This window comes from Enterococcus sp. DIV1682a, from assembly GCF_051711005.1.
Taxonomy (GTDB): domain Bacteria; phylum Bacillota; class Bacilli; order Lactobacillales; family Enterococcaceae; genus Enterococcus_B; species Enterococcus_B hirae.
On sequence record NZ_JBIOLT010000001.1, the window covers coordinates 779,807 to 799,304 of the forward strand.

A 19,498-nucleotide genomic window follows, 5' to 3' on the forward strand; every position below is an offset into this window, starting at 1 on the left:
AAGATTTTGACTATTAATCCATATATTGCTGGAAAAACAGATTGGATTACTGGTACATGCAAAGTATTTGATGCAACAAAAATTGGTATTGAAATAAATGGTAAGAAAAAAGATATCGTCCCTTCCAATGAATTAAAAAATGGCACATTTAAATACTACACTGGAAAAACAATTCAATTAGGTGATCAAGTACAAGTCGTACTGTATGACAATATGACTATAGAATTAACAAGAAAATCAGTTGTTGTTCAGGAAGAAGGTGAATCAATTGGTGAAGGTTAAACGTATGATGGAAACAGACGACACAGGAGTTCAACGTCAATTTATGCCAATTACTCATGTTTCTGCAGTCTTAGGATTAGAAAACATTACCTCGGGACAGTCAAAAGTTCTTTCGGTTAACGGTAAATCTGGAGCAGTCATTCTAACGAAGGCTGATTTAGGATTAGAAAATGCGATTACCAAACTACCTTACGCAAGCGAAGATACTGATGGTATTTTAACTGCCGAAATGTTTCAAAAGATTGTAAATGGTGAAAGTGGAACATATCTTTTACCAATTGCTACTGCTGAAAAATTAGGAGGTATAAAAGTTGGTGAACTTTTAGAAGTCACTGAAGAAGGTATTCTGTCTGCAACTAAGCAAACAGATTTTAATTTTACTAAAGAGTTGAAACAGAAGCTAGAGTCTTTGAAAATTTTGAAAGCAGGAGCCAATATTTCGATTACAGAAGATGGCACTATTAGTACAACAAACGATAATGAAATAACTTCTTGTTCTCAAATTAAGAAAGTTTATTCAAACAGCATCGACTTTGGAGACTATGATTATAGTGGAAACCCAAATCTATTAAGTACTATAACTAGTGATTATTTTACAACAAAAGATAATGTAACAATTGTCAACGAAAATAGAGGTGTAAAATTGACATTCAGAAATTCTGGTTTTGGTGCTGAAACAGGTAATGTTGTGCAAATTAAACCCAAAACAACCTATACGCTTTCTGCTAAGGTAACAGTGAATGAGGATTTTGTAGGAGACTTATCAAAAATTCGACTAACTTATAGAAAATTTCCCGGGGGCAATATTCTACTGGGAACGAACTTATCTGCTATGTTAGCGGGAGAAACAAAAATTATTTCTGTTACTGGTAGCGTGGTAGAAATGAAACAAGTAGAGCGTACTTATCTACGTTTAGATAGTAATTCCCAAATAGTAGATGGATCAATCAACATAGAATATATCAAGTTAGAAGAAGCTTCAATAGCTACGCCATATCAGCCTAATTTATTTGAATCACCTTATTATCTAACAAAAGATGAGGGAGCTGGCTTAACGACAGAATATAAATATGTAGGGATAGGACTGGAAGACTTTCAAGATCCAAATAAATATATTTGGAACATGACTATTGAATATATAAATAAACAGCTCCAAGAATTAAATGAAAAAAGCTTAAACTTTACTTTTGACAAAATAGGGGAGGTATAAACTAATGACAGATATTGTAAAAGTAAAACAGAATAATGTTCAGGTTTACCCTCAAACTCATTGGAATGCTGTAGAAGGCAAACCCACAACAATTAAAGGCGATAAAGGGGATCCCGGACAGTCCGCAACTATTGCTGTAGGTACAGTTACTAGTGGATCTACTGCTTCTGTTACAAATGTAGGAACCTCATCTGTGGCTAGATTCAATTTTGTATTACCAAAAGGAGAAAAGGGAGATCCTGGAGTTAATGCAACAACGACATCTGTAGCTACGACGAACGCTAATGGGTTGATGTCCAAAGAAGATAAAGCAAAATTAGATGGAGTAGCAAAAATTACATTTGAGAAAGTAGGCGAAGTTTAATGTCTGATATTGTGCAATTAAAAGAAAATGGTGTTCCTAAATATTTAAAAACTCATTTTAGAGCAATTGATGGAGCTGAAGCATTAGTACAAACATCTGGTAATCAGTCAGTTGATGGTTTTAAAAACTTTTTACAAACACCAACAGTGAATGATACACCAGTAGCTTTAGATCGTTTTGTTTCAAAAACAGTAAAAACAACGAATACAACAGATTTTACCAATGAAAGTTCAGTCAGATTTGAACGATGTGGACGAAGTGTAGTGGCTAATTTTGCGATTACAAATAAATCAGCAAATTTTGCTGGATGGAAAGTTTTAATGCCTTTTCCAAGAGGATATAATCCGATTTCGCTAAAGGATTGGGGTGGAACTTTGGCAAATAAAACCAATCGAAATCCTGCATTATCTGTTTACGCAAATGCTTCGGGAATTGTTGTGATGGTTTCTACTACAAATTTACCAGAAAATCAAGAGTGTTCTGGAACCATCAGCTATTTTACAAATGATGCGTGGCCAAATTAATAGGGGGAATAACTAATGAAAACAATGTATGAATATATGTATCCAGTAGGTTGCAAGGTATGGGAAAATATGCCAGATGATTTCCCAGAAGGAGTGCCGTATACTTCTGTACCACCATTACCGAATATTCCATTAGATCGCCAATTTTGGAATCCAAGGGAGCGAAAATGGGAAGAAGTTGTGACTCAAGATGTTTCTAAAAAATTAGTTCTGTTAGAGAAATTATCTGAAGGGTTACAAGATGATAATAAAATATTGAAACAGGCGAATGAAGAACTAACTAAAAGAGCTGATTCATTAACGCAAATCAATTCAAAAACGATGCTTACGACTATTCAAAACAGTAAAGAAATTGATTTATTGAAAGATCAACTTCAATCATCGAAAAATGAAGGGTGAGAATAATATGTATTCCTATGAAGATATCAAAATGATGTATGACTGGAATTGCTTTACTGCAGATCAAGTTCGGCAATTTGTTCCGTTGTGCATTACAGAGGAAGAAGCAGACAAAATTATTAATAAAGAAAGTTAAGGCATGCTCTCTGGAGTATGCTTTTTTGTTGGAAAGTTGGTGAACTATGAGTATTGATGCGATTATTTCTACTTTAAGTATTGCAGGAACGTTAATTGGTACGTTTGCAGGTATTGTTTTTTCAAACAAACTAACCATTTATCGAATTGAACAATTGGAGAAAAAAGTTGAAAAGCATAACCATATTGTTGAACGGACTTTTCTATTAGAAGGACGGATGAATGAAGCAGAACATGATATTCAGGAAATAAAAGGAGGTGAGAAGTGATGATTTTACCCGATAAATATTATCAAATTATTAAATGGACAGTACTTATAGTACTGCCAGCTTTATCTGCATTAGTAGCCACATTAGGCAAAGCATATGGATGGAATGAAACTGATATGACAGTATTAACTATCAATGCCATAGCGACATTTTTAGGAGTAATTACAGGGGTATCAGCTTACAATTTAAAAGATAAGGAGTAAACGAATGAAAAAGAAAATTTTAGTAGGAGCTCTCGTAGCTCTTTTTTTATTGCCTATAAATGTTTTTGCCGCTAAAGGCGATCGAGGCGTCGATTGGGCGATTTATCAAGGAGATCAAGGGCGTTTTGGTTATGCTCATGATAAATTTGCTATTGCTCAAATTGGCGGGTATAACGCTAATGGCATTTACGAGCAGCGCACATACAAAACACAAGTAGCAAGTGCTATTGCACAAGGAAAACGAGCGCATACCTATATCTGGTATGACACCTATGGAAACATGGATATTGCTAAACAGACAATGGATTATTTCTTGCCTAAGATTCAAACACCGAAAGGTTCGATTGTAGCTTTAGATTTTGAACACGGCGCTAGTTCTGATAGAAATGCAAATACAGAAACAATTTTGTACGGTATGCGACGTATTAGACAAGCTGGGTATACACCAATGTATTATAGCTATAAACCTTTCACATTAAAATATGTTGATTATAAGAGAATTATTAAAGAATTTCCTAACTCTTTATGGATTGCCGGGTATCCTAGCTATAATGTAACTCCAGAACCGTTGTATAACTATTTTCCAAGTATGGATGGGGTTGCTATTTGGCAGTTTACATCTACTTATATTGCAGGGGGATTGGATGGAAATGTCGATTTAACAGGGATCACTGATAATGGCTATACTAACTCAGATAAGCCACAAACAGAAACGCCAGCAATCAATGCAGGAGAAGAAACAAGTGAAACGCCAAAATCAGAGATCAAAGTTGGTGATACAGTTAAGGTGAATTTCTCAGCTAATCAATGGGCGACTGGTGAGGCTATTCCACAATGGGTGAAAGGTGAAAGCTACAAGGTTCAACAAATTGATGGCAATAAAATTTTACTTGCGAATATTTTATCTTGGATCGACAAATCTAATGTAGAACTTTTACCAGATTCTACGACAGTTGTAGAACAACCATCAGTTGTTCAAACTCATGTCGTTCAATATGGCGAAAATTTATCTTCAATCGCTACAAAATATAGAACCACATATCAAGCTTTAGCATCACTAAATGGATTGAGCAATCCTAACATGATTTATGCTGGACAAGTTCTAAAAGTAAACGAAAAAGTAAGTACTACTAGAACATACACTGTTCGATCAGGCGATAATTTATCATCAATCGCATCTAGGTTAGGTATAACGTATCAAGTGCTGGCACAGCGCAATGGATTATCCAATCCTAATTTGATTTATCCGGGTCAGACACTTTCATATTAAAAAAGCTCCTCGTTGAGGAGCAGTACATATTCATAATAAAGAGAAGTAGTATTGTATTATTTTTTTTTTAGATATTTTTTCAATAATAAAAAAAATATCTAAAAAGTTAATATATATACTAAAAATAGTTCTTTATGAAAGGAGAAAAGTAGATGATAAAAAAAAGCAAGATTATATTAAGTGCAGCATTACTGAGCATTACTATTGGAGGTTCAACATTTGTAAATGCTCAAACAACATTGGAAAATGAAAATGAGTTATCTATTGCAGTCGGATCTATAAAAGCAAAGAAATATTTTTGGACGGACTCATCAATCGAAGGAAAAGTCTTTAATGCTAAATATAGCACTGTCGGATTGCTTATAAACGATATGTTACAAAGTAAAGTGGCAGTAAATAAAGATGGAATATTCAAATTTTCAACTAGAGGATTAGGCTTAAGCTCTTCTGAGAAGAATTTCGAAATTGTTGGAATTGATGAAGATGGGCAGTTTGGTGAAAGAGTAAATTATAAAGTTTATCCTAAACTTAACAAAGATTACAAAATGACAGTCTCTTCTTATAAATTAGGAGAAGATAGAATTTATGGAACGAATGAAGCCGGAATTGACACTGTTGCATTAAGAATCAATAATAAAGTAGTAAGAAAAGTAACAACTGTACTTGGAGAAAATGGAGAAGAATCATATTCTCTTTTTGCAAAAGATAAAGTTCTAAAGAAAAAAGATAAAGTGGAAGTTATAGGTTACGATAGTTCAGGAAATACACGAACAGTTTTAAGTGTTAAAGTCACTAATTAATTTTTAAAAACCAACAACATAATGAAGAAAATTTGGTAGAAATTAGAAAAATAATAAGAATTTTTTTCAAAAAGATATAAAAATTTTTTGCTTGATTTTATTAATAGGAGAAAGATATAAAAAAGGGTTTCCTAACTATATACACGTCAATTGATAGAAGGTTGTCTGATAAAGTACTCATATCTTCAAGCAAAGTTGTAATATCTTTATTTATTTTTCCACGTACGTTAAAAAAAGAAAATAATAATTTCAATCGTGGTAAAATAATAACGTCATCATATTACACAATCTTAACCCCGTTTCCATTTATGGTGACATCTATTCAGAGCTACTTGAAAGAGTAGCTCTTTCTAGTTTCTTTAGATTAATCTATTTTATAAAAAATAGATTGTATTTCTATTCTGACGTTTTTGATTAAATATAATGTTTTTCTTATTAGGCGGTATTTTTTATATTAGATATAACAAAAACAAATAAAAAAACTTGATTTCATATATTATAATTATAATGTGCTACAAGATATTCCATGTTGTATTCGCATTATTCAGTTTAAACTACGTAGCACAAAATAAAATTCGTAGTAAACTACGATCAACTTCACAAAGATCTCCTGTGTTTTACTGCGATTTATTATCTATAAGACTACTCATAAGAGTAGTCTTTACATAAAAAATAATAAAGAAGGTATCACTATGTATTATGTAGAAGTACAAACACGAGGAGTAAAAAACAGGCAATATGTCAAAAGTGTAATCAATAATTATCCACTATTAGGATCATGGAAAGAGGCTGAACCATTTTCAAAAGAATGTGCATTGCAAATAAAATCAGTTTTAGAATAAGAACTAATTTGTGGAAAAGCAATTGACAATATTGTAGAAAAGTAAAATTTATTAAAGTTTTAAGTAAACGATGTAATATTATATTAGTAGCGTTAGTCATTTATTTTCAATTTCAATTTTTTCGTCTTTTAATTAATCATTTTAAATGCTTAGTCTAAATTTTTGTAATAAAAAACGTATCAAACAATTATCTTTGTGTTACCATTACTTCCGTGTTATAGTAAATAAGTAATCTAATTTGAAACGTAATCTGAGCGATATATTCACACTATAAAAACTCCTTTTACTAATTAATATTAATTGCAACAAAACACGTATTATATACGTATTAGGAGGAAATATATATGAATAACGGTACAGTAAAATGGTTTAACTCAGATAAAGGTTTTGGATTTATCACTGGTGAAGATGGAAATGACGTATTTGCACACTTCTCAGCTATCCAAGGCGATGGATTCAAAACATTAGATGAAGGTCAAGCTGTTTCTTATGATATTGAAGAAGGACAACGTGGCCCTCAAGCAGTAAATATTGTAAAATAATGTTGAACTTTAACCACCTCAATCGAGGTGGTTTTTATATAATGGCTCATAACCGTCCGGTCGTAGGTTCGAGTCCTACAGGGTACATAAGATAATAATATTTATAGCTCAAAGCTCACCGGAGTTTATTTATGGGAGCTTTGAGCTTATTTATCTGTGCTTTTAATAACTAATTTTTAAATCAAAAATTATATAACTTATTATACAATTTATTAATAAAATTATTACAATATTATCAAAGCAGATTCATAAAATAATGTTTTTGTATCATAAACGTTTAATTTGAACTTATGTTCCCTGTATGTTAAAGTGATTTCATAATCTTCAAAGATTATATCTGTTAAGAAACCCAAAAGCTATTGTCTTTAGGGTTTTCTTTTGCTTTAATAATATTAGCAGATATATGAGAAGAGGTATTTTTATTATGAATTTTACTAATGATATGTTGCGTAGATATCTTAGCGAGCTTACTATTCCTCAAAAAGAAGAAGTTGAAGCTATATATAAAAATTTAACTAACCTTGATAGAGCTTATTATGATTCTTTAGAGGACGCTTTGAATAACAAATTGGAATTACAAAAAGTATTAGAAGCTATAGACATTTTTGAGTTCGAAAATAGATATAAGTATAGTGCTATTTTCGAAATTACTAATGACGAAGTAACAATTGAAGAATTAATGACTAAGTTACCCATAGAAAACAAAAAAATAGAAGTTTATAATTTAGATAGTCAAAATTTAAAATTTAGAAGATCAAACAACGAATTTAAATTGAATTATCTAATTAGTTTTAAACATATCGATGAGAGAGGAAAGTTTGTTACTATAGAGAGAGCAAATAATGTTCTGATAGCTTTTCACAAGATTAATGAACAAATTTTTTTAGAGGTTTCTGTTTCTGATATTAGGTTATTTTATCGACAAAACGATCCAGACTATTTTAAAAATATGATTTATTTAATTAAAAATAAGTTATCTTTTATTTTAGGTGAAGCATTAAACCCGGTTAACTTCTGTGAAACGGTTTTAGCTTTATCTAACAAAACGGACTTGCCGTCTGTCAAATGTACGGGTAAATCGATGAATACTAAGAAACGTGCTCAAGCAACTCTAAATAGTGGGAATTCTACAGATTTAGTCTTACCTATTTTGGGTGATTTAGAAGTGTTTATAGAAGAAAAAAGTAATCTGTTTACAAAAAATGCTGATACTTTAGAAATAAAAAAATCGTTGTTAGAATTTATTGAAGAAATAAAAATAAATTCAGATTATCCCTGGATTAATCTAACTTGGGGAGACACAAAAGGTCCCAAGGTGAGAACACTAGAAGTAAAATATTTGTTTTATTATCAAAAAGTTACTATTCTAAGTTACTACAGTCATTCTTTAGGAAGAGAGGGGATGCGTGATGCTACCAAAAAATTACTCAAAGAGTTTGTTAGCAGCCAGTCTCAGGGAAGAGTTGAAGAAGTTGGACAAGCCGTATAAGGTAGAAACAATTTTTGAAGATCTTTCTAGTTATAAAGTAAAAGAATATATTTATATTTCCTCTTTCAAAAATAAGCATGATTTGACATATAATGAGACAATTAAAATTCTCAATATATTTTTGAAAAAAAATATATTGAGAGAAATTTTTATTGTTTCGTTTTCTGGCAAATGGTTAGGTGAGTATTATAGCATAGCAGATATACCACTAAAGATATATGATGAAGAAGCTGGTATTGATTTAGAAGTAACAGAGGATCATATATTTACATGTTTTGAGGTGATTAATAGTGTTAAATGAGTTAGATCGTACTGTTAAATATCTTGAAGAATTAAATAATTATGATGAGAAACAAAGATTATTAGCTGCTTATTGCCTTAATGAAAATGATATTCAAAAACTCAAGGAAGATATTAATCGTATTGAGGCAGATGATTTTGAGACACCGACGGAAAAAGGGCATGCGCTGGAATCTTTAGCTAAATCTATATTATCATTAAAAAATATTTTTCATGTTGATACAAATTTACATACCTCGACAAATGAAGTGGATTTATTGTTAAAAATAAAACCTGGAACAAATCTCATAATTAAGACTTTTTATCCTAACTTGGCTAATTTAGAATTTATTGGTGAGTGTAAAAACTATCAAAAGAAAATAGATGTAACATGGATAGGGAAAGTTCACTCTTTATTGTGTCTGCATAAATTTGATGTTTGTCTATTATTCTCCAGATATGGATTTACTGGGAGAAAGTGGGATGCAGGTAAAGGGTTAGCAAGAAAAATTGCCTTAAAAGAGAATAAGTATGTTATTGATATTAACTTTAATGATTTAGAAAAACTAACTAAAATGTCTATTATTGAGCTAATTAATAATAAATACTATGATATTATTCATGACATTGACTATGCAAATTATTTATCTAAACATCCAGCTGAATTTAAATAAATATTTTTTGCTCTTATCTAAAAAACAGCCACTTAAATTTGATTGAGTTTTTTTGTTCTTCAATTTATTCTAAACATTTAATCCTACTTTTTGTATGAAAATATATATCGATTATTTATCCTTGTGTTAGTAATACGTCCATGTTATACTAAATAAGTAATCTAATTTGAAACGTAATCTGAGCGATATATTCACACTATAAAAACTCCTTTTACCAAGTAATATTAATTGCAACAAAACACGTATTATATACGTATTAGGAGGAAATATATATGAATAACGGTACAGTAAAATGGTTTAACTCAGATAAAGGTTTTGGATTTATCACTGGTGAAGATGGAAATGACGTATTTGCACACTTCTCAGCTATTCAAGGTGATGGATTCAAAACATTAGATGAAGGTCAAGCTGTTTCTTATGATATTGAAGAAGGACAACGTGGTCCTCAAGCAGTAAATATCGTAAAATAATGTTGAACTTTAACCACCTCAATCGAGGTGGTTTTTTATATAATGGCTCATAACCGAACGGTCGTAGGTTCGAGTCCTACAGGATTACATAAAGATAGATACATATTCAAGGAGGGAAAAAAATGGCTATTACTGTGAACATTTATTATAGTGGTATAAATGGAAATGCAAAAAAATTTGCAAAAGAGATGGTTTCAACTGGAATTGTAGAAGATATACGTGCAGAAAAAGGTAATATTAAATACGAATACTTTTTTCCAATGAATGATGAGGACACAATTCTTCTAATTGATAGTTGGACAGATCAAGATGCACTAGACAAACATCATGAATCTCCGATGATGGCTCATATTACTAAACTTAGAGAAAAATATGATTTGCATATGAAAGTCGAAAGATATATAACAGATATAAATAGTATTTCTACAAAGGACTCCTCATTTATAAGAAAATAGAACACTTATTTTATTTAATAGAATAGGGGTTCCTGTAAAATAGGAATATCGCTTGTAGTATTCTTTAGCTATAATCTATAATCAAGCCGTTCCTAGCCACTTTCGGGTGGTATTTTTTATATCAGCTATAATCAAAACGAATAAAAAAAGTTGATTTCATAGCTTATAATTATAGTGTGCTACTAAAATATATAACTGTATGGTGTGTTCATCCTATAATCTTCAAACTGTGTAGCACAAAATAAATTCGAGGTAAAATTATTCACAATTTCACAAGATCTCTAATTTTATCTCGTTTCTTTACTTCTGAGGCTACTCGAAAGAGTAGTCTTTTTTTATAAAAAAGCATGACGTATTTTTTAACACGTCATGCTATATAATGAGATGAAAAATGACCATACTTTGACCATACTATTTAACAAAATATAGAAAACATTAGTAACTGAAAAACTATATAAACGTTGATATTAAAGCAATTAGAGTTAACTAGAATTAGTCAAGAAATGCAAAACTAGAAGTGTCTGTTTATCCAGTAGCTCAAGAAGCTTAATGAACAGTTTGCTCTATCCCTTATTACGTAAAGGATAGAGCTTTTTTTATGACTTTTAATGAAAACGATTGACAAAAAAGGTGCTTAAACATAAAAATCAATACCATTCTTTACTTTTTTATTCAAAATCCTGTGCTTATCATTAGTTAAAATGGAAATTACATATTAAAAAAACAAACGTCATTCTAAATGATCGGTTTGAAAAAAATAAAAAAAGTTTCTCGTTTGAAGTATAACAATATATGAGTGGAAAAAATCACTACTATTTGTGAATGTTGTATTGTATACTGGGATTTAAAAAGGAGTGATGAATGAAAAAATGAATTTAAATAACGTTTCAAAGCGTTTGTACAAATGGGACAATTTAAAGGCTTTATTAATTTTCCTGGTTGTAGTAGGTCATTTAATTGATCGGGCGAATCAAAAGAGCGACTTGTTAATGAAAATTAACTATTGGATATATATGTTTCATATGCCAGCATTCATCTTTGTTTCTGGTCTATTCAGCAAGAATACAATTCGCAACAAAGATTTCCGAAAAAGTTTTAGATATCTCAAATGGTTTTTCATTTTAAAAATTATATTTTTGATTAGCACTTTTCTCTCTTCAGGTTCTTTAAGCTTTTCCTTTTTAACAGAAAGCGGACTGCCATGGTACTGTTTTGCTATTTTTGCTTTTCAATTAATCAGCATGGTTATTGATGGATATGACAAATACTGGGTGCTAGGCATAGCTGTTGTAATTGGTTGTTTGGCAGGATATGATGCAAATTTGGGAGATTTTCTATGTTCTTCAAGAATCTTAACTTTCTTTCCATTTTTTTATGCTGGATACTTAATTGATTATCAAAAAATGTCAAATTATCTAAACAATTTTAAGATCAAGTTGTGCGCGTTGTTCCTTTTGTCAGGAAGTTTTTTTGTCGTTTATTTTAAGTTATATGGCACCTCACTGACGATGGGATTTTTGACCGGTAGAAATGCTTATGCGAATGTAAGCGAATTAGTAGGTCTTTATGGTGGTTTTTTCCGATTTATTTACTATATTGCAGTCTTCCTTATAATCAGTAGTTTGGTTGCTTTGATAAGTAATAAACGACTGTTTATTACGAGTTTTGGAGAATTATCCTTGATCATATATATGTTGCATATACCTATCGTCAGAATAGTTAATGATAAACTTCATTTGGATTTGTTTATTAAAAGTTTTGGTGTACCGCAGAGTATTACGATTCTAATAGTAACTATATGTATTTTCTTTTTGTGCAGAATGGAGTGGGTTCATAAGCCGTTAAACAAAATTCTCTATTTTAATGTTCCTGAAAAAACAGATAATTTGGTAAAAGGAAATGGGTATTTTAAAAGCTTTTTTTATGACCGTACTTTGACCATACTTGATAGTAAAAATGAAGAATAATTAGATGGTATGATGAGCGTATTATTATAGAAGACAAGTGTTTAGGTTATACGATCGGAGTTAATAAAAGTTCACTAGAAAATATTGAATTGGAAGTGATTGTTTATCCGAGCACTCAATAAACAGAATAAATTGAATAAACAATGAACTAAACTCAATGAAAAAAGTTCTCTCTTGTTAATTAAGAGGAGAGCTTTTTTTGTCTGTGTTTCATTACAATAGATAAAATGGTTTATCGGCGCAAGCACTTCGATCCGATCATTTTAAAGAAAAGCTTTAAGTTGAAGGGGACGTTTTTGGATAATTCTAATGAGACAAAGAGTAGCTGATCCAGTCAATACTTCTTTTAATAAGAGATATTTACTGTAAATAGTTGACGAAATGGAATTAAATTTATAGTATTATGTTTTGAAGCCAGTTAATGAAAAAGGGGCGAAACCAAATGGCGAAGCGCATTGATCGAATTTATACGTATGTCAAAGAAAAAACGGCTCATCTAAAACCGATTGAATATGATCAAGGGGTCACAACGAAAGAGATAGCTGAGGTTTTAGGAATTCAACGGACCAATAGTAGTAAAGATTTGAATCAGTTGGTACGTGAAGGAAAATTGTTGAAAACCGATGGACGACCTGTACGTTACATATATCAAAAAAATGTTGCCTATGAACAACCGACCGCCAAACATGTCATAAGCTATAAAGAAGAAAGAGTACCAGTAGAAAAAGCAAGGATTCAGATTGATACGAAAGATATTTTTGCTAAGATCATTGGCGCAAATGGGAGTATGAAAAACTCGGTTGAGCAAGCGAAAGCCGCCATTTTATATCCGCCGAGAGGTCTGAATTGTTTGATCACTGGACCAACTGGATCGGGGAAAACCTACTTTGCACATGCGATGTTTCATTTTGCCAAAGCCAATCACGTCATTAGTGAAGACAACGAGTTGATCGTCTTTAACTGTGCCGACTACGCTAATAACCCGGAATTATTGATGAGTCACTTGTTTGGATATGTCAAAGGTGCTTTTACTGGAGCAGAAGAGGAAAAAACCGGAATCATTGACCAAGCAGATGGAGGAATGTTGTTCCTAGATGAAATTCACCGGTTACCACCTGAAGGGCAAGAAATGATCTTTTACTTCATGGATCATGGTACCTATAGTCGATTAGGAGAAACAACAAAATCTCATGAAGCAAATGTTCGGATCGTGGGTGCAACAACTGAGGATCCTGGTTCTTCTCTATTAGAGACCTTTGTTCGAAGAATACCGATCAATATCAAGTTGCCATCTTTTGAAAAACGCCCTGCAAATGAAAAAATCGACCTGGTTAAAATTATGATCGCCCATGAAGCCAACCGTATCCAGCGGCAAATTTCGCTAACTGAAGATGTTGTTAAAGCGTTGATCGGTAGTGTAACCTATGGGAACATCGGTCAGTTGAAATCGAATATCCAATTGATTTGCGCTCGTGGTTTTTTAAATCATATCAATTCTCCAGAAATCTCGATTACGATCGATGATTTGACGGAAGGGATTAGAAGTGGATTGATCCAATTAGCAAGTAATCGAGTAGCGATGTCCGAACTATCGAAGCTATTGGAGCCCAAAATTACGGTGTATCCTAACGACACAATCATGAAGATTCAATCTGATTCTTATGAACTACCCTATAACCTTTATGACATTATTGGGGACAAAGCAGCACTATTAAAGTCTGACGGATTAGATCAAGAAGCCATCAATCATTTTATTTCAACGGATATCAACATCCATTTGAAATCTTTTTACAAGGATCATGGATTCTCGTTCAATGCTGATAATAAACTAGCTGAGTTTGTTGATCCTAAAATCATCGAAGTCACCAATCAAATATATATAATGGTAAAAAATGCCTTGCCATATGAGTTTCAGCAAAATTTTATCTACGCAATGAGTCTGCATATCAGTTCTTTTTTAAAAAGAATCAATATCGGTGAAGAGCGCCATACGAATGATAATATACGTGAAATGGCAATTGATTTTCCAGTGGAATATGAAGTAGCGAAAGAAGTTAGAAAGTATATTGAGGAGTATTTCCAAGTAACGATTCCAGATAGCGAAGATTACTATCTCACTGTCTTGCTTGTGTCGCTAAGGGCAAATCAAGCAAGCGGTCGTATTGGGGTAGTCGTGGCAGCACATGGTAATAGTACAGCAAGCAGCATGGTTCAAGTGGTCCAACAATTATTAGATGCAGACAATGTACGAGCGGTCGATATGCCATTGGATATGGATCCTAAAACGGCGCTTAGTCGGATCGAACGAATGGTGCAAGAGGTGGATGAAGGCAGTGGAACGATCTTATTAGTGGATATGGGTTCGCTTGCTTCATTTAATTCTCAGATTCAGCGAGATACAGGAATTCCTGTGCGGACAGTTGACATGGTGACGACCTCTTTGGTATTAGAGACGGTTCGCAAAGTTTCTGTGTTAGGTACGGATTTAGATATGTTATACGATTCCTTGAAAAATTTCCGAGGTTATGCAGAAATTTCGATGGAAAAAACACCTGAACCGACCGTACTCAGAAAAAAAGCCATCTTAGCTATTTGTGCATCTGGTGAAGGAACCGCACAACGAATCAAAGAATTAATCGAACGTTCTGTAAGTAAACGGCAAGATGTCGAGTTGACTGTTTTGGCACTCTCTGTTTTAGAATTGGAAAAAGAATTGCCTAAATTAATCGAAAATTACCAAGTCATTGCGACTACTGGAATTACAGATCCGCAGATTGCTGCGCCATTTATTCCATTGGAGCGGTTTATCGATCAAAATATCGAGTTGATTTTAGATCAATTATTACTTGAGGCAGAATTAGATGAAACAGAAGAAGTGCCATTGAGTGAAGAAACTGCAAAACAGACTTGTGTGAAATTTATTGAACAAAATTTTACATTTATCAATGGAACCAAATTGATTGATCCTTTATGGAATTTTAGTGATCAAGTGTCTGAGAAGCTATCGATTGAGAATCATGGATATAGTTTTAAAATCAATTTAGTTTTACACACAGTGGGGATGATTGAACGGATTTTATTAAACGAGCCATTGAATGTTGAATCAGACGAACTGGAAAAAGCGATGGAAGATCCATTGTTTTCGTCTATCCAACAATTGTTATCCCCGTTGGAAAAGACCATCAGATTTGAAACACCTTCATCTGAAGTTTATTATTCATTCAAGCTGATTCGTAATGAATTGGCAAAAAATGAATACACTAAATGAAAAATACACAAAAAAGATACACTGTTATTAGTGTATCTTTTTTGTGTATTGCTTCGAAACGCCTTAAAACCCTTTAGTGTATTGATAAAAAGTTGGCACGGTTCTTGCTTTTATATAAATGTGCCAATAGATGGTTATACACACAGAAAATGAGAGGGGTTTCTGTGAAGTAGTTTAACAAAAGGAGATTTGCTGATGGATATTCGGTTAGCGCGTATAGATGATCGTTTGATCCATGGACAAGTTGCAACGGTCTGGTCAAAATTGACCGGCGTGGAACGCATCATTGTTATTAGTGATTTAGTAGCCCAAGATAAATTGAGAAAGTTTCTTTTAAAAGAAGCTGCTCCACCGGGAATCATCGCAAATGTGATCACGGTGAAAAAAATGATTCAAGTTTATCAAAGCGGTTTACTAGCAACGACGAAAGTGATGCTTTTATTCACTAATCCTCAAGACGTTGAGAAAATTGTCTTAAGTGGTGTACAGCTGGATTCATTGAATATCGGTGGGATGAGTTTTTCTGAGGGGAAGACGATGATTACAAATTTTGTGTCAGTCGACCATAAAGATATTGCATCGTTCCAATTCTTGAATCAGCAAGGTGTAGAATTAGAAATTCGCAAAGTACCCGCAGATAGAAAGATCCTTTTGATGGAATTACTAGCAAAAGCCAAAAAGGCATAATATTGTTGTTGGAAAATGGTCAAATTCATCTGTTGTAATGGTTAGCAATTATTTTAATATTTGATTTGTTACAACAAAAAGAAGTAGGAGGTATAAATATGGTAGGGATTATCCTTGCAAGTCATGGACAATTTGCTGAAGGTATCTTGCAATCAGGTTCAATGATTTTTGGCGAACAAGAAAACGTCAAAGCAGTCATTTTAAAACCAAGCGAAGGTCCAGATGACTTGAGAGCCAAATTAGAAGAGGCTGTTGCTTCTTTTGATAATCAAGACGAAGTATTGTTCTTAGTTGATTTATGGGGCGGAACACCGTTCAATCAATCAAACACATTGTTTGAAGAACACAAAGACAAATGGGCAATTGTTAGTGGTTTGAACTTGCCTATGTTGATCGAAGCTTATGCGTCACGTTTTTCAATGGAATCTGCTCAAGAAATTGCAGCACATATCATTGAAACAGCAAAAGATGGTGTGAAAGTGAAGCCAGAAGAGCTTGAACCACAAGAAGCACCAAAAGCAGAAGTTTCTGATGGACAACCTAAAGGTGCATTACCTGAAGGAACAGTAGTTGGCGACGGTAAGATTAAATATGTTTTAGCACGTGTTGACTCACGTTTATTACATGGTCAAGTTGCTACTGCATGGACAAAAGCTGTTCAACCAAATCGGATCATCGTTGTTTCAGATGCTGTATCAAAAGATGATTTACGTAAGAAATTGATCGAACAAGCTGCTCCTCCAGGGGTTAAAGCAAACGTTATCCCAATTTCTAAAATGATCGAAGTTGCTAAAGATCCAAGATTTGGGAATACAAAAGCTTTGCTATTGTTTGAAAATCCTGAAGACGTGTTGACAGCTGTTGAAGGCGGCGTTGACATCCAAGAATTAAACGTAGGTTCAATGGCCCACTCAGTTGGGAAAGTTGTCGTAAGTAAAGTTTTATCAATGGGCCCTGAAGACGTAGAGGCATTTGAAAAACTAGAAAGCAAAGGAGTTAAATTTGATGTACGTAAAGTACCAAATGACTCTCGCGACAATATGGACGAAATTCTTAAAAAAGCTAAGTCTGAATTATCTAAAGCATAATTCAAAAAACTAATATTTATAGGAGGCTTATCATGTCTATTATTTCAATGATTTTAGTCGTATTCGTTGCCTTTCTAGCAGGGATGGAAGGGATTCTGGATGAATTCCAATTTCATCAACCTCTAGTGGCATGTACATTAATAGGTTTAGTAACAGGTAACCTTGAAGCAGGTATCGTATTAGGTGGTACTCTTCAAATGATCGCTCTTGGCTGGGCAAATATCGGAGCTGCTGTAGCACCAGATGCTGCATTGGCATCAGTTGCATCTGCAATTATTTTAGTATTAGGTGGTCAAGGTGTTCGAGGCGTTCCATCAGCTATTGCTATCGCAGTACCACTTGCTGTTGCTGGTTTGTTCTTAACAATGATCGTACGTACAATCGCTGTTCCTATCGTTCACTTGATGGATGCTGCTGCTGAAGAAGGTAACATCCGCAAAGTTGAAATGTGGCACATCATTGCAGTATGTTTACAAGGTATCCGTATTGCAATTCCTGCTGGAGCATTATTATTCATCCCAGCTCAAACTGTTCAATCTTTCTTAGAATCAATGCCTGCATGGTTAACAGACGGTATGGCTATTGGTGGGGGAATGGTTGTTGCTGTAGGTTACGCATTAGTAATCAACATGATGGCAACTAAAGAAGTATGGCCATTCTTCGTTATCGGTTTTGTTGTAGCTGCAATTACTCAATTAACATTGATTGCCCTAGGTGCTTTAGGTGTTGCTTTAGCTCTTATCTACTTGAACCTTTCTAAAATGGGAGGCTCTTCAAATGGTGGCGGAGGAAGCAACTCAGGTGACCCTCTAGGCGACATTTTGAATGACTATTAATCTTGAAGGAGGAAAATAAAAATGGCAGAAGAAAAAATTACTTTATCTAAAAGAGACCGTTTAGCTGTTGCATGGCGTTCTACCTTCATTCAAGGTTCATGGAACTATGAACGTATGCAAAATGGTGGTTGGGCTTTCTCAATGATCCCAGCAATCAAAAAATTATACAAAACGAAAGAAGAGCGCACAGCAGCTCTTAAACGTCACTTAGAATTTTTCAACACACATCCATATATTGCTTCACCTATCTTGGGTGTTACGCTAGCATTAGAAGAAGAACGCGCAAATGGCGCTCCTGTTGACGATGTAGCGATCCAAGGGGTTAAAGTTGGTATGATGGGACCTCTTGCTGGTGTTGGTGACCCAGTATTCTGGTTTACTGTTCGTCCGATGTTAGGAGCTCTTGGTGCTTCTCTAGCAATGGGTGGTAATATTCTTGGACCAATCATCTTCTTCTTAGGTTGGAACATTATTCGTTGGTCATTCATGTGGTATACACAAGAATTTGGTTACAAAGCTGGTTCTAAAATCACAGATGATTTATCTGGTGGATTATTGCAAGACGTAACAAAAGGTGCATCTATCTTAGGGATGTTCGTATTAGCCGCCTTAGTACAGCGGTGGGTATCGATTAAATTCTTGCCAGTTGTATCAACTGTTAAGTTAGATAAAGGTGCTTACATTGAGTGGGATAAATTACCTGCTGGTGGCGAAGGAATCAAGAGTGCTTTTGAACAAGTAAACAGTGGTCTAGCACTTAGTCCTGAAAAAGTAACAACTTTACAAGATAACTTAGATCAATTGATCCCAGGGTTAGCTGCTTTAGCATTGACATTACTATGCATGTGGTTATTGAAGAAAAAAGTTTCTCCAATTGTCATTATCTTAGGTCTATTCGTTGTCGGTGTAGTTGGCCATGTTGTTGGTCTTTTATAATAAGAATCTAGCTCGGGCGTAGCCCCGAGCTTTTTTTATCAAAAAGTAGATGCTGCTTGAGATTTCAACATTGAAACGATAGTATACTAGATAGATAAAATAATAGGAGTGATTAAATGGTTCAATCAATCAATACAAAAGTTGATTTGGTAATTGATGCCACTGCGTTTACTGGTTTGACTGATTATGGGAAAATCATGATTGGAGACCGAGGATTCGAATTTTATCATGCAAGAGACACTCGGAAATTTGTTCAAATCCCTTGGGAAGAGATTGATTACGTCATCGCATCCGTTATGTTCAAAGGAAAATGGATTCCGCGCTATGCCATTCAAACAAAGAAAAATGGTACATATACATTTTCTTCTAAAGAACCCAAAAAAGTACTTCGCGCTATCAGAAAATACGTAGATCCTAGTCGTATGGTTCAATCCTTGAGCTTTTTTGATGTAGTGAAACGTGGTGTCAAAAGTATCTTCAAACGCAAGTAGAAAAACACGAATGGATGC

23 protein-coding genes and 1 pseudogene are annotated in these 19,498 nt (G+C 33.6%); all 24 read left to right on the forward strand.

Annotated elements, in window-relative coordinates; all coding sequences use genetic code 11:
• Nucleotides 1-6 precede the first annotated feature (6 nt).
• The 24 genes and pseudogenes from IGJ23_RS03615 (at nucleotide 7) to IGJ23_RS03730 (ending at nucleotide 19,480) form a co-directional block, all read left to right on the forward strand.
• The gene (locus tag IGJ23_RS03615; RefSeq protein ID WP_306453878.1) at nucleotides 7-282 is read left to right on the forward strand and encodes an immunoglobulin-like domain-containing protein; all 276 of its coding nucleotides are present in this window, start codon (nucleotides 7-9) and stop codon (nucleotides 280-282) included.
• Nucleotides 269-754, forward strand: a pseudogene (locus IGJ23_RS03620) (hypothetical protein); the annotation flags it as partial. The gene IGJ23_RS03615 and the pseudogene IGJ23_RS03620, both read left to right, overlap by 14 nt.
• Before the next feature lie 742 nt (nucleotides 755-1,496).
• Nucleotides 1,497-1,856 carry a hypothetical protein gene (locus tag IGJ23_RS03625; RefSeq protein ID WP_010718823.1) on the forward strand — a complete coding sequence of 120 codons (360 nt, stop codon included), beginning with the start codon at nucleotides 1,497-1,499 and terminating at the stop codon, nucleotides 1,854-1,856.
• Nucleotides 1,856-2,380 (forward strand): hypothetical protein, encoded by a 525-nt coding sequence (locus IGJ23_RS03630; RefSeq protein WP_286335840.1) that lies wholly within the window; start codon nucleotides 1,856-1,858, stop codon nucleotides 2,378-2,380. Before IGJ23_RS03625 ends, IGJ23_RS03630 begins: the two co-directional genes overlap by 1 nt.
• Nucleotides 2,381-2,395: 15 nt before the next feature.
• Nucleotides 2,396-2,779, forward strand: a complete 384-nt coding sequence (locus IGJ23_RS03635) for a hypothetical protein (protein ID WP_286335841.1) — start codon at nucleotides 2,396-2,398, stop codon at nucleotides 2,777-2,779.
• A 7-nt stretch (nucleotides 2,780-2,786) separates the two neighbouring features.
• Complete coding sequence (locus IGJ23_RS03640; protein WP_080292486.1) at nucleotides 2,787-2,915, forward strand: XkdX family protein; 129 nt, start codon at nucleotides 2,787-2,789, stop codon at nucleotides 2,913-2,915.
• Nucleotides 2,916-2,961: 46 nt separating this feature from the next.
• Entirely contained in the window at nucleotides 2,962-3,183 is a 222-nt protein-coding gene (locus IGJ23_RS03645) for a hypothetical protein (protein ID WP_034867714.1), read from the forward strand.
• Entirely contained in the window at nucleotides 3,183-3,386 is a 204-nt protein-coding gene (locus tag IGJ23_RS03650; protein ID WP_081128554.1) for a phage holin, read from the forward strand. The genes IGJ23_RS03645 and IGJ23_RS03650 overlap by 1 nt, the downstream gene beginning before the upstream one ends.
• 4 nt (nucleotides 3,387-3,390) lie before the next feature.
• Nucleotides 3,391-4,656 (forward strand): LysM peptidoglycan-binding domain-containing protein, encoded by a 1,266-nt coding sequence (locus IGJ23_RS03655; protein WP_088764553.1) that lies wholly within the window; start codon nucleotides 3,391-3,393, stop codon nucleotides 4,654-4,656.
• 152 nt (nucleotides 4,657-4,808) lie between these two features.
• A complete protein-coding gene (locus IGJ23_RS03660) occupies nucleotides 4,809-5,456 on the forward strand; it encodes an immunoglobulin-like domain-containing protein (protein ID WP_034867297.1) in 648 nt (215 codons plus the stop codon).
• A gap of 692 nt (nucleotides 5,457-6,148) precedes the next feature.
• On the forward strand, nucleotides 6,149-6,298 hold the full coding sequence (locus IGJ23_RS03665; RefSeq protein ID WP_010718753.1) for a hypothetical protein: 150 nt from the start codon (nucleotides 6,149-6,151) through the stop codon (nucleotides 6,296-6,298).
• 344 nt (nucleotides 6,299-6,642) lie between these two features.
• Nucleotides 6,643-6,840 (forward strand): cold-shock protein, encoded by a 198-nt coding sequence (locus IGJ23_RS03670; protein ID WP_010718754.1) that lies wholly within the window; start codon nucleotides 6,643-6,645, stop codon nucleotides 6,838-6,840.
• Between the two features lie 424 nt (nucleotides 6,841-7,264).
• The gene (locus IGJ23_RS03675; RefSeq protein ID WP_317751202.1) at nucleotides 7,265-8,329 is read left to right on the forward strand and encodes a hypothetical protein; all 1,065 of its coding nucleotides are present in this window, start codon (nucleotides 7,265-7,267) and stop codon (nucleotides 8,327-8,329) included.
• Complete coding sequence (locus IGJ23_RS03680; protein ID WP_317751201.1) at nucleotides 8,313-8,630, forward strand: hypothetical protein; 318 nt, start codon at nucleotides 8,313-8,315, stop codon at nucleotides 8,628-8,630. Before IGJ23_RS03675 ends, IGJ23_RS03680 begins: the two co-directional genes overlap by 17 nt.
• Nucleotides 8,620-9,282, forward strand: coding sequence for a hypothetical protein (locus IGJ23_RS03685; protein ID WP_317751200.1), 663 nt, complete (start codon nucleotides 8,620-8,622; stop codon nucleotides 9,280-9,282). Before IGJ23_RS03680 ends, IGJ23_RS03685 begins: the two co-directional genes overlap by 11 nt.
• A 272-nt stretch (nucleotides 9,283-9,554) precedes the next feature.
• Nucleotides 9,555-9,752, forward strand: a complete 198-nt coding sequence (locus IGJ23_RS03690; RefSeq protein ID WP_010718754.1) for a cold-shock protein — start codon at nucleotides 9,555-9,557, stop codon at nucleotides 9,750-9,752.
• A 122-nt stretch (nucleotides 9,753-9,874) separates the two neighbouring features.
• Nucleotides 9,875-10,207, forward strand: a complete 333-nt coding sequence (locus tag IGJ23_RS03695) for a putative quinol monooxygenase (protein WP_034867818.1) — start codon at nucleotides 9,875-9,877, stop codon at nucleotides 10,205-10,207.
• An 857-nt stretch (nucleotides 10,208-11,064) separates the two neighbouring features.
• Entirely contained in the window at nucleotides 11,065-12,174 is a 1,110-nt protein-coding gene (locus tag IGJ23_RS03700; RefSeq protein ID WP_063626741.1) for an acyltransferase family protein, read from the forward strand.
• A gap of 442 nt (nucleotides 12,175-12,616) precedes the next feature.
• Nucleotides 12,617-15,442, forward strand: a complete 2,826-nt coding sequence (locus IGJ23_RS03705; protein WP_207433097.1) for a sigma 54-interacting transcriptional regulator — start codon at nucleotides 12,617-12,619, stop codon at nucleotides 15,440-15,442.
• 195 nt (nucleotides 15,443-15,637) lie between these two features.
• Nucleotides 15,638-16,129: a mannose/fructose/sorbose PTS transporter subunit IIB gene (locus IGJ23_RS03710; protein ID WP_010719803.1), complete on the forward strand. Its 492-nt coding sequence runs from the start codon at nucleotides 15,638-15,640 to the stop codon at nucleotides 16,127-16,129.
• Nucleotides 16,130-16,227: 98 nt separating this feature from the next.
• Nucleotides 16,228-17,217: a mannose/fructose/sorbose PTS transporter subunit IIA gene (locus IGJ23_RS03715; RefSeq protein ID WP_010719802.1), complete on the forward strand. Its 990-nt coding sequence runs from the start codon at nucleotides 16,228-16,230 to the stop codon at nucleotides 17,215-17,217.
• Between the two features lie 32 nt (nucleotides 17,218-17,249).
• Complete coding sequence (locus IGJ23_RS03720) at nucleotides 17,250-18,053, forward strand: PTS mannose/fructose/sorbose transporter subunit IIC (protein WP_010719801.1); 804 nt, start codon at nucleotides 17,250-17,252, stop codon at nucleotides 18,051-18,053.
• 21 nt (nucleotides 18,054-18,074) lie between these two features.
• Entirely contained in the window at nucleotides 18,075-18,989 is a 915-nt protein-coding gene (locus IGJ23_RS03725; protein ID WP_010738207.1) for a PTS system mannose/fructose/sorbose family transporter subunit IID, read from the forward strand.
• 116 nt (nucleotides 18,990-19,105) lie between these two features.
• Nucleotides 19,106-19,480 carry a DUF956 family protein gene (locus IGJ23_RS03730; RefSeq protein ID WP_010719799.1) on the forward strand — a complete coding sequence of 125 codons (375 nt, stop codon included), beginning with the start codon at nucleotides 19,106-19,108 and terminating at the stop codon, nucleotides 19,478-19,480.
• The last annotated feature ends 18 nt before the right edge of the window (nucleotides 19,481-19,498 follow it).